Source organism: Indibacter alkaliphilus LW1 (genome assembly GCF_000295935.2).
GTDB classification, from domain to species: Bacteria; Bacteroidota; Bacteroidia; order Cytophagales; family Cyclobacteriaceae; genus Indibacter; species Indibacter alkaliphilus.
On sequence record NZ_ALWO02000023.1, the window covers coordinates 572823 to 587558 of the forward strand.

The 14736-nt window shown below is 39.8% G+C and carries 10 protein-coding genes; 3 read left to right on the forward strand and 7 right to left on the reverse strand.

The window, feature by feature from the left end; all coding sequences use genetic code 11:
- Positions 1–81 precede the first annotated feature (81 nt).
- Positions 82–639: a hypothetical protein gene (locus tag A33Q_RS06620; RefSeq protein ID WP_009032729.1), complete on the forward strand. Its 558-nt coding sequence runs from the start codon at positions 82–84 to the stop codon at positions 637–639.
- Positions 640–1124: 485 nt separating this feature from the next.
- On the opposite strand, the gene A33Q_RS06625 is transcribed toward A33Q_RS06620, so the two are convergent.
- From A33Q_RS06625 to A33Q_RS06635, 3 genes are all read right to left on the reverse strand, one after another.
- Positions 1125–3578, reverse strand: coding sequence for a GumC family protein (locus A33Q_RS06625; RefSeq protein WP_009032730.1), 2454 nt, complete (start codon positions 3576–3578; stop codon positions 1125–1127).
- Complete coding sequence (locus tag A33Q_RS06630; protein WP_009032731.1) at positions 3575–4384, reverse strand: polysaccharide biosynthesis/export family protein; 810 nt, start codon at positions 4382–4384, stop codon at positions 3575–3577. The genes A33Q_RS06625 and A33Q_RS06630 overlap by 4 nt, the downstream gene beginning before the upstream one ends.
- Positions 4385–5456: 1072 nt before the next feature.
- Positions 5457–6647, reverse strand: coding sequence for a glycosyltransferase (locus A33Q_RS06635; RefSeq protein WP_009032732.1), 1191 nt, complete (start codon positions 6645–6647; stop codon positions 5457–5459).
- A 919-nt stretch (positions 6648–7566) separates the two neighbouring features.
- On the opposite strand from A33Q_RS06635, the gene A33Q_RS22130 reads away from it, so the two are divergent.
- Positions 7567–7722 carry a hypothetical protein gene (locus A33Q_RS22130; protein ID WP_016254807.1) on the forward strand — a complete coding sequence of 52 codons (156 nt, stop codon included), beginning with the start codon at positions 7567–7569 and terminating at the stop codon, positions 7720–7722.
- A gap of 617 nt (positions 7723–8339) precedes the next feature.
- Here the strand turns inward: A33Q_RS22130 and A33Q_RS06640 are convergent.
- The 3 genes from A33Q_RS06640 to A33Q_RS06650 all read right to left on the reverse strand — a co-directional run bounded on the left by A33Q_RS06640 (position 8340) and on the right by A33Q_RS06650 (position 12250).
- Positions 8340–9338 carry a polysaccharide deacetylase family protein gene (locus tag A33Q_RS06640; RefSeq protein ID WP_009032733.1) on the reverse strand — a complete coding sequence of 333 codons (999 nt, stop codon included), beginning with the start codon at positions 9336–9338 and terminating at the stop codon, positions 8340–8342.
- Positions 9316–10386: a hypothetical protein gene (locus tag A33Q_RS06645; RefSeq protein WP_009032734.1), complete on the reverse strand. Its 1071-nt coding sequence runs from the start codon at positions 10384–10386 to the stop codon at positions 9316–9318. Before A33Q_RS06645 ends, A33Q_RS06640 begins: the two co-directional genes overlap by 23 nt.
- A 745-nt stretch (positions 10387–11131) precedes the next feature.
- Positions 11132–12250 carry a glycosyltransferase family 4 protein gene (locus A33Q_RS06650; RefSeq protein WP_051394816.1) on the reverse strand — a complete coding sequence of 373 codons (1119 nt, stop codon included), beginning with the start codon at positions 12248–12250 and terminating at the stop codon, positions 11132–11134.
- A 1302-nt stretch (positions 12251–13552) separates the two neighbouring features.
- Between A33Q_RS06650 and A33Q_RS22135 the strand changes: the two genes are divergently transcribed.
- On the forward strand, positions 13553–13714 hold the full coding sequence (locus A33Q_RS22135; RefSeq protein ID WP_016254811.1) for a hypothetical protein: 162 nt from the start codon (positions 13553–13555) through the stop codon (positions 13712–13714).
- Positions 13715–13848: 134 nt separating this feature from the next.
- On the opposite strand, the gene istB is transcribed toward A33Q_RS22135, so the two are convergent.
- Positions 13849–14586, reverse strand: coding sequence for an IS21-like element helper ATPase IstB (istB, locus tag A33Q_RS06655; RefSeq protein ID WP_009036509.1), 738 nt, complete (start codon positions 14584–14586; stop codon positions 13849–13851).
- Positions 14587–14736: the final 150 nt, after the last annotated feature.

A 14736-nucleotide genomic window follows, 5' to 3' on the forward strand; every position in this document is an offset into this window, starting at 1 on the left:
AATAAATTTATCACTTGAATCTGGGGTTTACTCCATTAAGCAAAATTTTAAGTTTTGGGCCAGCTTGATTAACAATGGTATATGGTATTGATAAAAAGGATAAAACAATCAATAATTCTAACAACATTCTTAATAATCTGTACCTCCCCACTTTTTGCCCAAGAGGACAAAAAGCTTAACTTCATTGGCATAAACCCAAGTGTGACTGTTGAACCGTTCTACGAAAAAGGAGAATTGGACATAAATATTTTTCCAGTTGTTTATCAGAGAACTCTAACAAAGAGAATTGACATCAGATTTAATTCAATATTAAATCATGGCATAAGAAACAATGGAAACGAAATCAGTCACTTTGGGTTTGAGGCAGGTTTTCCTATCTTTTTTAAACAGAAAGAAACTAAAAACGAAATCTCAAAAGGATTTTTTGTTGCGCCAATTTTAAGTATGACCAGAAATAGAATTGAGGAACATAATAACCTAGGAATTTGGATAGAACCAGGATACAACTTTCTCTTTGACAATAAATTTGCGATGACATTTGGACTTCAATTAGGCGGAACTTACTTCGCTTATAACAACCGAGAAACAAAGTGGGGAAATCATTTTGGAGTAAAAATAATTATCGGAAAATGGCTTTAAATATAAGAAAACAAGTACCTATCAGCGTGGTTTCTGTAAATGGGATTATAAATCCTATTTATCTGTACTTCGAAATTGCAAATTCCAAAGAGCGAAAAAGTCTGAAGAGCGCAATGCGCAAGCCGTAGCGAATCACTATCTGTGGACATCTGTCACATCTGTGGTTGACATCATTTCAGTTCCGCATTTAGTTGGAAACTTCCACTTCCCTTGTGTGAAACAACTACTAGCATTTTGTCTCCTGCCGGGAAAAACTCTCGAGGATTGAGGTATCTAGGGTTTCGGTCTGTGAGGACACAAACCGAGGAGGTTTCGGTCTGTGAGGACACAAACCGAGGAGCTTTCGGTCTGTGGGGACACAAACCGAGGAGATATATTGAAATACCTCAAAGTTTAGATCCACCCAAATCTGAATTCTAAAATCTTAAATCTAAAATCTAAACATCTCTTGGCTTTGAAATTGCAAATCCGAAGGGCACAAGCACTTAAACCCTGAACCTTCTCAGGAATTTATCGAAAATATCTCCCGGCTTTGCCTTTTCATCCATCTCGTAATAGTTACCGGTATATTTGTTTTTCCTCATGTAAGAGTAATTGTAGCCATAGCCGTAATTGTACCCACCAAAATCATAAATATCCCCACCGGAACGTAGGCCATTGAACACTGCATAAAAATTCCTTATCTGGTCATTGGCGTACAGGTCGTTGACCATTAGAAGGTATTTCTTATGGGTATAATCTTGCCTAACTATATAAAGGTTGACATCGGAGAAACGAAGCAAGTCCATAGTTTCAGAAACCAAACCTATTGGAGGAGTATCCATCAGTACCACTTCAAAATCATTTTCCAGATAGTCTAAAAATTCCCCCATTTTATCCTTCAAAAGTAACTCTGCAGGGTTTGGAGGAATAGGCCCTGAAGGTACTATGTAGAGGTTTTCATATTGTGTGGGCAGCACGATGTCTTCCTTTTCTGCCTTGCCAACCAAATAACTGGACAAACCGGTTTTATTATCTATTCCTACATAATCAGAAATCTTTGGTTTTCTTAAGTCCATACCCAATAAACAGGTTTTCTTTCCACTTAGGGCAATGGCCGCAGCAAGGTTAAGGCTTACAAATGTTTTCCCCTCCCCTGAAACCGAGGAAGTCACCAAGATACGCTTACATTTTTTTTCAGATGCCAGGTAAAACAACCCGGAACGCAGTGACCTGAATGACTCCGATACCATAGACTTGGGGTGTTCGGCCACTATCATGTTGGTATCCTTGGTGCTATACCCAATAGTACCCAAGAGTGGTATTCTGATGGAATTCCTCAGTTGGATCTGATCCATAATCCTGTTGTTCAGGTAATGATAGAGCAGTAAAAAGGCCAAAGGAATAAAAAACCCTAATCCCACTGCCATCCCATAGTTTTGAGGTTTTTGAGGAAAAACCAGACTACCCCTTCTGGCATAATCCAAAACGGAATTATCTGATACATTTGAAGCTTTTGCTATGCCAGCTTCTGCTCTTTTTTCCAAAAGGTAATTGTATAAATTCTCCCTCAATCGGTATTGCCTAAAAATATTGGCATAAGATGATTCTGTCTGTGGCAATTTGGCAAACTCCTTATCCAATTCAGCCAATTTCTTATTGACTTCAGCTTTTCGCTTTTCAGTATTGGCAACTAGGTTATTGATATTTTCAAAGATATTTTCTCTTAGCTTATCAATTTGTTCATCCAGTTGTTTGACATTAGGATGATTATCATTGACTATAGCCAACAATTTTCTCCGATCCATAGAGGCAGTCACCAAAGCACTGATCATGCTATTCAAGGCACCATCACTCAATCCCACTACAGAAGGCGCTAAAATTTCGCTGTAATCGGCTCCCTTATTGACCAGATAGCCCTGCAGGGACTTGTAATAGCTGAGCTCAAAATCTATGTCCTGTACCAGATCATCCAGCCTTTGGATATTACCCAATACTCCTCCGAATTCGGAGCTGACATCCATCAGCTTATTGTCCACTTTGAAATTGAGCATGCGGTTTTCAACGACCCTAAGGGAGTCTTCCAGGACTGACATCTGCAAATCCAAAAAGGCTAGTGTATTCTCTGTAATTCTGTTTTTCTCTTTTAAATCATAATCCAGATAAGAGTCCATCAAGGCATTGACATAGTCCCTCCCCTTCTCTACCACTCTGGATATGGTTGATACCTGCAATACAGTACCATAACTGTTGATCGGTCTTACTGCGATAGACCTTTGATAGGTTTCCAATACATCGGATGGGTGATGCACGATGAAGAAAAGCTTTTCTCCTTCCCGCATGTATTTGAGTTTATGAACTGTGAATTTGGATTTATCCGTAACGATTTCCTCTCCAAAACGGTAAGTTTTGTTGAGGAGTTGATCATCAAAAGGACCTGAGGCTTTTGCGGAAAGAAAATCAAAAAAACCTCTTTCTTCATTGGTGAGGATAAACTCATTTTCTGATACTAAAGTAAAATGTATAACTCCCGAACCTCCCTGAGGGAAATTCCAATCTACATCTACTTTAATTGGAGATTTATCATACAATTCAATTTCTTTGATATTTGTGGAAGCAAAATAGCTCACATCAAAATGCAACTTACTGAGTGCCTCCGAGGCGAGGTTTTTGGAGGTCAGCAAAAGGATATCATTCTCCAGGTTATTGGCTCCGGAGAAGATATTGGAACGGTCAAGAATCCTGACTTCAGGCGTATTTTTTTGTTTGATCAGAATACTTCCCCTGACCTCATATTCTTCTACTGAATACCGGTGAAAAAGGAAAACGATTACCAGCGCTATAAAAATACAGGTGACATACAATGGCCAGTACCTAGAGTATTTGATCAGGTAATATTTGATATCAATGGGTTTGACATCCTGTTCGAATTTCGATATGTCTACATTCCCGTCAATCATATATTATTCCTAAATATCGCAAAAATCAACAATAATGAACTGGTAATTCCTATAATTAATCCAAGTGAAGAAGAGAGATTCTCTGCATTTCCAAACTGCCGGATATTCATTGGCTCAAGATAAAGAATGTCATTGTTTCTGATAAAGAAAAAAGGAGAAGCAAGTAAAGCCCTATCGTTGAGGTTGATCTGATGGATCTTGGAGCCACCGTCGTATTGACGGATAAGAAAAAGCTGGTTCTTCTTGGCCAAAATATTGGACTCCCCGGATAAGGCAAGCGCATCAAATATAGTGGCCCTGTTTTTTAAGATAACTTTGGTCCCGGAGCTGCTGAATTCACCCAATGCGGTAAACCTTATCCCCCCTATTCTCAACCTTACATAGATCTCATCTTTGAAGTAATCTTTGATTTTCTCCTGTACCACTTCTCTAGCTTCATCCTCTGTCAATCCGCCTATTTTTACTTTTCCCAGTCTTGGCAATTCCACATATCCCTCGACGTCAATGGTATACCCTGTAAAGTAAAACATATCTCCTCCCATCATTCCTCCCATTCCTCCGCGCATTCTCCTGGATCCCTGAAATTCAAAAGCCTGGGTAAGCTCTTCATTGGCTGAGGCAAAATCAATGTCCACCACGTCAAAGGGTTGTAAAATGTACCGGTTTTCGTATTCAGCGAAAGGGATAAATTCTTCCAATTCAATGGGCTCATTTCCTGGAAGATTTTGCAAATAAGTTATCCTTTTATTACTGATACAGGAAGACGCAAAAAGTAAAATGCAGATAATAGGCAGAAAACGGTTCATAATCCTGGGTGATAAGCGTAATGGATTTCAAATATAAATAAATATTGGAAAAGCGGTTAAAATTATGGTTAATAGTTAAGGAGATGGAATTGATGAAGTGTGAGATTGTTTAATTGTGGAATTGATGAACTGATGAATTGTGGGATTGAATAATTGGATTTGGTAAGGGTTAAATGAAAAGGATGAGGGATGAAGGATGAGGGAGGAAAAAGTGAATAGTTATTAGTTTAATTGTGGAATTGGTTAATTGATTAACTGGATTTGTTAAAGGTTAATTGTTAAAAGTTAAAAGTTAATAGTTAATAGTTAATAGTGCATAATGAATTGTAAATCCTGAAGTGTAAAGTGCGCAAGACAAAGCGAAGCTCCATCTGTGTGAATCTGGAACACCCTCACCCCAACCCCTCTCCCTGAATGGAGAGGGGCATGTTTCTCTTATTAAAGGGTCTAACTGGAGGCAAAGAGGAAGGCCTATCTAGCTGTTAGCGGGACACTAACAGGGGCTCAACAATTGTGGAATTGTTTACTCGCCTGCCGTAGGTAGGACTGTTTAACTGGATTTGTTGAGGGTTAAATACTAAAAGTTAATAGTTAAAAGTTAAAAGTTAAAAGTTAATAGTGCATAGTGATTAGTTGAATGTCCCTTATATAGTGCATAGTGCCATTGCAAAGCCTGAATTGCAAAGTGGATTTTATGTAAATGGGATTATAAATCCTGTTTATCTGTACTTCGGAATTATAAATCCAGAAGAGCGAAGCAAACCGAAGCTCGATCTGTTTGGAACTGGGAAACCCTCACCCCAACCCCTCTCCCTAAATGGAGAGGGGCTTATTCCTCTCATAAAAAGGTCTGTATGGAGGTAAAGGGGAAGTTGTAACTAACTGTTAGTGCGGCACTAAGGGGATCCGAACAATTTCGGACTGTGGGATATACGGTTTCGGTCTATGAGGACACAAACCGAGGATGAAAATCTGGGATATAGGGTTTCGGTCTATGAGGACACAAACCGAGGATGAAAACCCTCGAGGATTGAAATATCTCAAGGGTTAGACCCCAAAATGTAAAAGAGCTTTAAATGCCTGTCAAGGCTTTGGAATAATCATCCAAGCTTTTCTCTAGCGAAAAATGAGGAATAGCGAATTCGCGGATGCTTGAAGGACTGAGAGCACTGATTTTTCGCAACCAATTACTTAACTCCTTTTCCTTTCCTGATTCCCAGAAAAAAGCGAATTCCCTCCCTTTTAGGAGCTGATCTGTATCTCCTACACCCGGGGATACGATGACCGGTAAACCCATCATTAGATATTCACCAGTTTTGATAGGTGCCAAACCTGAAATACTGGGTGCATCTTTTCTCAGACTCAGCCCTAAATCTCCGGCATTGAGATAAGCTGGAATCTCAGTATACGTGGCTGTATGGACAATGGTAGCATCCTGAACCGCAGCGGGAATAACCCCTAGTTCTACTTTATTCTCAGGGGTTAAAATCAAAAATTTCGAATCCTGGTTTTCTTCCCAGTATTTTGCAAAGAGTTTAAGCATGTCTTCCAGCCTGTATTGGGGACCTAGAGAGCCTATATAAACCCATAAAATCTCATCATCCTGGATACCAATACTTTTTCTGATTTCATTTCTTTTATCCTGATCAATAGCAAAATGGGCAGCATCCCTCCCATTGGCGACCACTGAAATTTTGCTTTCTCCATCCGCTCCAATTGTCTTGCCATGGTCTTCCTTGGCTTTTGTAGACCTGACCAAAACCCTATCTGCTTTCAAGAGCATTTTACTTTCCTCCTTGTGCAATAGCCTGTAATAAAGGCTATCCTTTTTCATCCCTGTAAAATCTACCCTTTCCTGAAGCGGAAAACCATCAGCGTCAAAGATTACTTTTACCCCGCTTTTACCTATCCAATCCCAAAGCCTGTTCACCATAGTTGCCGGCATAGTGCTTCTGGGCATCAAGATATCAATGGCATTTTCTTCAATATATTTTTTCAGAAGAAAAACACCTCTATAAACAGCCTCCAATGCACCCAACCCCGCGAAGGGCTTCCTTTTCACCTTGTAATGGGTATAGTTTATTCCCCTATCCAAAGCACTTTTTTGGATTCTGGATACCTGAGTCTTTGATGCCCATGAAAACTGAATGACGCGTGCTTCTATCAGTCCCCTTTCACTTAGTCCCTGTAAAATGGGAAAAAAGAGTGTTTCCATGTAATTGGATTTGTCTGAATCCCAGGAAATAAAGAGTAGTTTTTTCATCTGTATATAAGTGAAATTGATGAATTGTGGGATTGATTAACTGATTGGGGGAAGGTTGTTAAAGGTTAAATATAATTGAAATATGGTAGAAATATGCTTTGCGAAAAAAATAGAAATATTGGTTTGACTAAGTTGAAGGATTGGTCTCTAAGTTAAGGGATTGGGTATAATGATTATTAACGGGCAACATATAGCTGTTAGTGTCTTCACTAACAGGGGCCGGAGAGAAATGAAGATTGACGATTTACGATTCCCGTCCGACCGTGTCATCCGGGCGGAGTCGGGCAAAATATGGTGTGTTGGGCGGATATTTGGTATTTAGACGTTCTTTGAACATCGAATAATGGATGAAGGATGAAAAAGTGAATAGTGAATAGTGAGTAGTTATTAGTGAAGTTGGGAAAACATTAATTGAAGGCATATTTAAGCCTAAAAGGCTGTCATGTGATAGCCCAGACTGGAATTTATGGAAGTCTGGGATAAAGAATTCCCACATATTCAGTAGGCCTGAATGGTCGATCTGTTCTGAGGTTTTTCTAATATTCTAGATCGGTCCGTCAGACCTCAGGTGATCTTTCGAAATTGTCCTTATCCTAGGGTAGCACCCTAGGCTGGCACAGGGTGGCCCTTCAGGCCTATTTCATACCGCAAAAATTTATCACCTTATTGGAAAACTGCTTGAACTTGTGGGCTTCTCCCCTCTCTATTCAGATAAAGGGTTTTGAAAGGAAGAAAGCTGAAGTATGAAGGATGAATTAGGCGGTTCTGGTTGGTATGAATATACCCAAAAAAGCAGCTATTTTCTCTCCTTTAAGTCCGCTCCTCTCTTTATTCAGATAAAGGGTATTGAAAGGATTACAAATCAGGTTTATCAAGCTTCGAAATTGCAAATTCCGAAGAGCAGAGATTTGGGTTCCTAATGGGCCGTCCCTACAGGACGGTGGGAGATCTAGGGCTTAATTTGGCTACCAATGGGATGTGCCTATGGCACATGGGATATGGAGAATTACAGCTTCAGAGGCTAAAGGTGGTAGCCATAGGTAGAATAATCACCTACAACCTTCCAGCCCTGTAAGGGCGATTGATATAATAGCCTAGGGTTTCAACCCTAGGTTTTTTGAAATAATAGTTTTATGGTTTTTGGCCGAGAGATGGTAAATAGTGGATTTAGGTTTTCGCCAAAAACAGGGATATGAAAGTTAGTAGTTAATAGTGTATAGTTTAATTGATGAATTGTGGAATTGTTTAACTGTTTACACGCCTGCCGTAGGTAGGACTGATTAACTGGATTTGTTAAAGGTTAATTGTTAAAAGATAATAGTGCATAGTGCCATTTCAAAGCCTGAAGAGCAAAGTAGGCAAGACAAAGCGAGGCTCCACCTGAGTGAATCTGGGAAACCCTCACCCCAACCCCTCTCCCTGAATGGAGAAGGGCTCATTCCCCTCATAAAAAGGTCTGTATGGAGGTAAAGGGGAAGTTGGTTTTAACTGTTAATGGGGCACTAACAGGGGCTCCGAACAATTTCGGACTGTGGGATATAGGGTTTCAGTCTGCGAGGACACAAACCGAGGATTAAAACCCTCGAGGATTGAAATACCTCTAGGGTTAGATCAAACCAATCTACAATCTTAACATCATTTGGCTTCGGAATTATAAATTCCGTAAAGTGCGAACTTAATTTAAAGTAAAAATCATCCGCTTTGTGGTTGCTTGTTCTTTTCATAGGCTTCCCACATGGACAGTGACTCCATACCGGTACTTTGATGGAGATTACTGAAATATTGAAGTATATCCTCCAAGACCTCAAGGTTTTCCTTAGGATTAATCCCAAAGTTGTGCGGATGCCACCAAAGGTGATAGGCCATTTTTTCTTTGGCAGCTTCGGCCATTTCATTTTTGATCCTTTCCACCCTAAGTGTATTGAAGATGGAATTGGCTTTGTACGGTCTCAACAACCTGGACGCTGGCAGTTGCAGGAAATCTCTCTTGAATTTGATATCCAGATCATAATAGGTTTTGCTGCCCAGAGGGATCAGCGTATCTCCGGTACGGAAAACTTTTTTAAGCAAGTTTGCCTTTTCGGGACTGCTCCAAAACCAGTCCGGCGGATTGGTTCTAAAAACTTTAATGCCCAATTTCGAAGCAGTTTCCAATGATGATGGATTGTACTGATTTCGTGGGAAAACCAGACTTTTAAGCTCCGTAGCAAATTTGTCCTTGGCAATCTTTTTTGCAGCTTCGAGATCAGCTTTGAATGCCTGTTGATTGGCTCCTTTTTCTCCTGTATAAAAATGGGAATATGTATGTGAACCCAGTTCCTGGTGTTCTGCTTGAATGATTTTCTGAACCAAATCCGGGGCAAAGAGTGCTTCTTTGGGATGATTCGATTCATTGGCAAACCAATAGTAGGCAGAATAGGCAGGATTGATATAATTGGGTAAAATCTCCGGTTGGTAGGCCCTCCATTCTTCCACATTTTCAGCCATCAAGCTTCCGACTGTGGCCCAGGTTGCATGGATATTGTACTTGGCAAAAAGATCCAGGATTCTTGGTATAGCCTCTCTTGTATTTTTGTAATAATCTCCGACTCCTTGAATGGGGTATTTGTCATACCTTCCCCAGTGTAATTCGAAGTCAAGAGAAATAATCAGATACCCCACGAATTCCTTATTTGTTGTTTTGCTTTGCAAGTATAAGTTTTAGTCCCGAAAAAATTGTATCTAATGCCCATAAATATAAGAATATCATTGCAGGGGATTTGTATCGCAACATGATGCCGAAGTTATTGAGCGTAAGACTTCCCACCACTGAGATTAAGAAAAGAAAAATTATTCCGTAAATAAAACCCTCATTTTTAGACCAAATCTGTTTCCATACTCCCAACATTAAAGCCCCGGTTACGAGCAAAACAGCAAACAGATTTTCCAACCCCGCCAATATAAATAGTATGCCTGTCCCCTCCCAGGGCATGGGCCGAAACAAAAAGCTCAAAAAAGCCCAGGGAAAAGCATATTGCTCCATAGGCAGGTAGGTATCGGCCTTGAAACCCATGAGAAATTCCTGCTGAAATTGAATATAGGCCTTTATATTTTCAAGATTCAAAGCCTCCATGTGGGTAAACAAGAGCAATTTGGAAGTAACAAAGCCTAAACCCAAGACCAATACAAGTGTACCCAAAATAGTTTGTTTTGGAGTATAAGGGCTGTTTTTCAACCAGAAAAAAAGCAGTATGAATAAAAGAAAGCTTGCATAAAGAGGTCTGACCAAAAACATCAAAAACACCGCAGCCAAACAAAGGATCATGTTTTGTTTCCTGAATTTGAGATTCAAAATAAAAAGAACAAAAAACATCCAAATCAGACTTTCTTTCCCCACCCCTGCTGTCCAAAAGTGCATATTGGGCAACAACCAGATCAGGCGGGTAAATCGGGGAAGTACAGTTTCTGTGACTTTATTGATCCTCTGAAAAATAGCCAGCCAGGCAAAAGCCGAGATCAAACCATAGAGCAGATTTCCGGCCCAGAAAGGCATGCCCAGCAATTGGGAGGGAACATAATTGAGCCATTGGACAAAAAAGGTTCCCAAGCCCCAGTGTTGCATCCACGATTCTGCTCCTTGGGAGCTATCTGCCTGCATGGTCCAGTACCCCAAGGCATCTCCTCCATATTCCATGATATATGCATAGAATATCAGGGAAAAAATCAAGTGATAGCAGAAGAGGATATAGCGGAAAGGCAAGGTGGTAGTTTTATAGTGAATAGTGAGTAGTGAATAGTTAAAAGCTTATAGTTAAAGGTGCTTAGTTGGGTTGGTGTTGAAATTTAGGATTTAAAATTGAAAATGGAAAAGGATGAGGCCTGTCGGACTGATCATCCTGGGGGGGAAGTTTGGAGTGAATAGTGAATAGTGAATAGTTTAATTGTGGAATTGTAAAACTGTTTAACTGGATTTGTTAAAGGTTAATTGTTAAAAGTTAAAAGTTAATAGTTAATAGTTAATAGTGCATAATGAATTGTAAATCCTGAAGTGCAAAGTGCGCAAGACAAAGCTAAGCTGCATCTGTGTGAATCTGGAACACCCTCACCCCAACCCCTCTCCCTGAATGGAGAGGGGCATATTTCTCTTATTAAAGGGTCTAACTGGAGGCAAAGAGGAAGGCCTATCTAGCTGTTAGCGGGACACTAACAGGAGCTCAACAATTGTGGAGTTGTTTACTCGCCTGCCGTAGGTAGGACTGTTTAACTGGATTTGTTGAGGGTTAAATACTAAAAGTTAATAGTTAAAAGTTAAAAGTTAAAAGTGCATAGTGATTAGTTGAATGTCCCTTATATAGTGCATAGTGCCATTGCAAAGCCTGAAGTGCAGAGTGGATTTTATGTAAATGGGATTATAAATTCTGTTTATCTGGCTTCGGAATTATAAATCCTGAAGAGCGTGAGAGCGTGAAACTCCAAGAGGCATAACAATGAGGTTTTAGACAAATTTATCGGGGTAGATGAGGAGAAGAAGTTGATTGATTGATACTGAGCTGGGAAGCGACTAGGTCTTTTTCAAAAATAAGCTCTTTCATCAATTCAAAATTCCTGTCCAAAGTGTAATATGCATGGGCTTTTTCATAGCCCCTATCCCCCATCTCCATTCTGAGGGAAGCATCCAAAATCAATTTACTTAAATAGTGTTTCCACTCTTCCTGGCTTTTGGCCAGGAATCCATTGATCCCATGATCTACCACCTCAGCATTCATGCCTACGGGAGAAGCCACCACAGGCAGGCCACAGGCCATATATTGGATCAGTTTGTAGGAACATTTGCCTTTTTCCCAATCATCATCCGGCAGAGGCATAATCCCCACATCCATTTGGTGAATGATGGAAACTTCACTTTCTTCAGACCAGCGCAAGCATTCATAGTTTCCGTCAAAATCAATACTCTTTTGTCCATTGGCTACCAAGAGCTTAAAAGGAACCTCTTTTTGCAAGTCCTCCAAAAGGGGTAATAATGCTTTCAGGTACTTGACCGTAGTAGGACTACCCATCCATCCCACCGTCACCGGCTGTACATTGGGATCAATTGATTTCTTGGTATATTTTCCACTTTCTACTACAGTGGGGAGTTTCAGGATATTTTTGGATCCTGCAGCTATGGCTCTTTGTTCCAGGTAGGAATTACCAACTATGGTCAGTTTGGAATTCCGCATTACCCAGTCGATCTTGTTCCCCATCCACGATCTGACCAAAGGCCAAGGGTGTTTGTCATAGTTGTGGAAAACAGCATCATCATAATCCACGATATACCCCACCCCTATTTTATTCAGGATCCATTCCGCATAAGAAGGAAGGTAAGGGAAAACCTCTTTTTCAATCCAGACTATATCATATTTCCAAATTGTCAGTAACTGAAAGAATCTTTTCAGGTAGCAAAGGAAAACATTTGAGGAATTCGGTTTTTGGTGGGCATAGATTTGATTCAGGTATTTTTCATTAAAAAAAGACTGTACCTTGGTATCACAACCAATTGTATTCCAGGAAGATTGAAACTGAAAAGTCCTCAACCTGCTGCTTGCTCCCAACCTCGGATATTTCGATAGAAAAAGTATTTTCACTGGACTCTTAATCTAAAATGCAAAATATTTTCCTTCAAAAGCATAATCACACCTACAAGGCAATTAAAGGAAAATAAGGTGATTACTGCGATGGAAAAGTCCTAAAAAAAACAAACTTTTCTAATTTTTAGGACATTATTTTTTTAAAATAGGGTTCGGAGATATCCCCCATCCCTCTGAATGGAAAGGGACAATCGTGAATTAAGGTTTTCGCCAAAAACAGGGAAGGGATATAGAAAGGATGAAGGATGAAGGATGAAAAAGTGAATAGTGGATAGTGAGTAGTGAAGAGTGAAAAGTTTAGGGTTAAACGTTAAGCGTTAAGCTAATTTGACGGGCAAGGGAGAGCTATAAGTTAAGACACTAACAGGGGCCGGAGAGGAATTACGATTGACGATTTACGATTCCCGTCCGACCGAGTCATCCGGGCGGAGTCGGGCAGATTTTGGTGTGTTGGGCGGATTTTTAATTTTGGACGTTTTTTAATTTCGAATATCGAACATTGAATATCGAATAATGAAGTAGGTAAAAAGTGAATAGTGAGTAGTTATTAGTGAGTAGTGAGTTGTGCTCCAAACCAATTTCCACCGTGCTTTAGCCGGTGGTCGGAGGCGGAAAGGGAATGCTTAGCGACTTTAGTCGAAATATTTTCGGCTGAAGCCCCTACCCTCCCATTCAAGGCAAAAAACCACCGCATAAATGCGATGGGAATTTTAGGCTCAATCTTCTACTCGAATAAATTTTATTCCAAACTCCTTTTCCATCAAAGTTCCAATGAAGGATTTTCCGCTACCTTTTTGTCCAATCAGAAGATAGATAATTTTGCTTTTCATTTCCTTATTCAATTGGCAATTTATGTAGTTTCAAAAATGAGAGTTTATCCCAATAACCGCGTTGAAATACAATCTTATTGTTGATATTTACTAATTACCAAACCTACCCATTTCCTCCCACCCATAAAATACCCTGTACAGGGTAATTTCACCTATAGAAATCCAAAAAAGCCCTAGAATCCGGAGCTTTTGTCAATTAAAGTCTAAGACTTTAAAAGAATTAGCAGTCCAAGACTGCGAGGGTAAGGATCCAAGACTAAGTCTTGAACTAAAGGGGTGATTAAAATCTGAAATTGAGTCACATACAATGCTGCTCATTTTTAGGAATAGTCAAATAAATTATATAGGACAAAAAATTATATAGTATATTTGTATTGTTGAAAAGCATCAATCCCAACTTGATAGATTGAAACAGTCCTAAAAATTATATTTTCTGACTGTAAATTCATTAAATAAATTGTAAAATAAAATGGAAAAAGTAATCGTAAAAACCGAAAAGAACGCTAAAATTTTCGATTACATTCAAAAAAGGGTCGAAGATAAAAAAGCAATCATTTCTTATATTCGTGAGGGAAAAGATTTAAATGAACTCGAGGAAAATAGGAAAGTTAAGTTTGTCAAACCAATATAAAATACATAAAACTGAAATAGGGTACTCATTTGAAACAGACAAGGGTGTTTCCTATTGGATATTTCGGTCTGACCATGCCAGTCATTTCGGTCAAACCNTGCCACTTTGAAAGATCGCTTAAAGNAGGTTAATTTTTATTCATTTTTCAAGACTCCCTTTCTTAAAGATTCTCCTTTCAGATCTATTCTATGTGAGGAGTTTACCAGTCTGTCCAATATAGCGTCTGCAATAGTCCCTTCTCCAATGATGTCATACCATGCTGAGACGGGTATCTGGGATGAAACAATGGTGGAAGTCTCATTGAATCTGTCATCTATAATATCCATCAATATTTCCCGGGCAGCCGCGTCGAATGCCTGTAATCCAAAGTCATCAAGTATCAGAACATTTGTTTTCTGAAGTTTCCTGAGTTCTTTGAGGTAAGTACCGTCTACTTTGGAAAGTTTGAGTTTTGCCAGGATTCGTGAGGTGGTTGCATAAACAGTCCTGTAGCCCATCAGGCATGCCTGGTTTCCAAGTGCCTGTGCGAGATAACTTTTCCCGACTCCCGATGGGCCTGTCAGAATGATATTTTCCTTTTTCTTTATAAAGGATAGGGTCGCAAGCCTGCCAAACATATTCCGGTCAAGGTTTCTGCTATGACTGTAGTCGATATCGGCAACTGAGGCTTTCTGTTTGAATAAGGCCCCCTTGATCAGTCTTGCCATTTTTTTGCCCTGCCTGTCCTCCCATTCGTGATCGGCCAGCAGAGTAATATACTCATCGGGCGTAAAGGCGGTAAACCTGTTGTCTTTTACATTCTGGTAATGGAGTTCTGCCATGGCGCCCAGTCTCATCTGCCTGAGTTTTTCCACTGTCTGGTTACTGTTCATAATTGTTTTGTTTATTGGTAATTGGATGCTCCTCTGATGTTTTCATGTATGGGTATATGGGATTTTTTTGTATCCGGAGGCTCTTCGGGAGCAACCCTGTCGAGATTGTTTTCAAGAATGTTTTTAATCCTGTTCAACGATACCGCCTTA

What these genes read in the sequence shown, in the direction of transcription:
- A33Q_RS06620 (WP_009032729.1), top strand. Translation starts at nt 82, where the DNA reads ATGGTATTGATAAAAAGGATAAAACAATCAATAATTCTAACAACATTC.
- A33Q_RS06625 (WP_009032730.1), bottom strand. Translation starts at nt 3,578, where the DNA reads ATGATTGACGGGAATGTAGACATATCGAAATTCGAACAGGATGTCAAA.
- A33Q_RS06630 (WP_009032731.1), bottom strand. Translation starts at nt 4,384, where the DNA reads ATGAACCGTTTTCTGCCTATTATCTGCATTTTACTTTTTGCGTCTTCC.
- A33Q_RS06635 (WP_009032732.1), bottom strand. Translation starts at nt 6,647, where the DNA reads ATGAAAAAACTACTCTTTATTTCCTGGGATTCAGACAAATCCAATTAC.
- A33Q_RS22130 (WP_016254807.1), top strand. Translation starts at nt 7,567, where the DNA reads ATGGGCCGTCCCTACAGGACGGTGGGAGATCTAGGGCTTAATTTGGCT.
- A33Q_RS22135 (WP_016254811.1), top strand. Translation starts at nt 13,553, where the DNA reads ATGGAAAAAGTAATCGTAAAAACCGAAAAGAACGCTAAAATTTTCGAT.
- istB (WP_009036509.1), bottom strand. Translation starts at nt 14,586, where the DNA reads ATGAACAGTAACCAGACAGTGGAAAAACTCAGGCAGATGAGACTGGGC.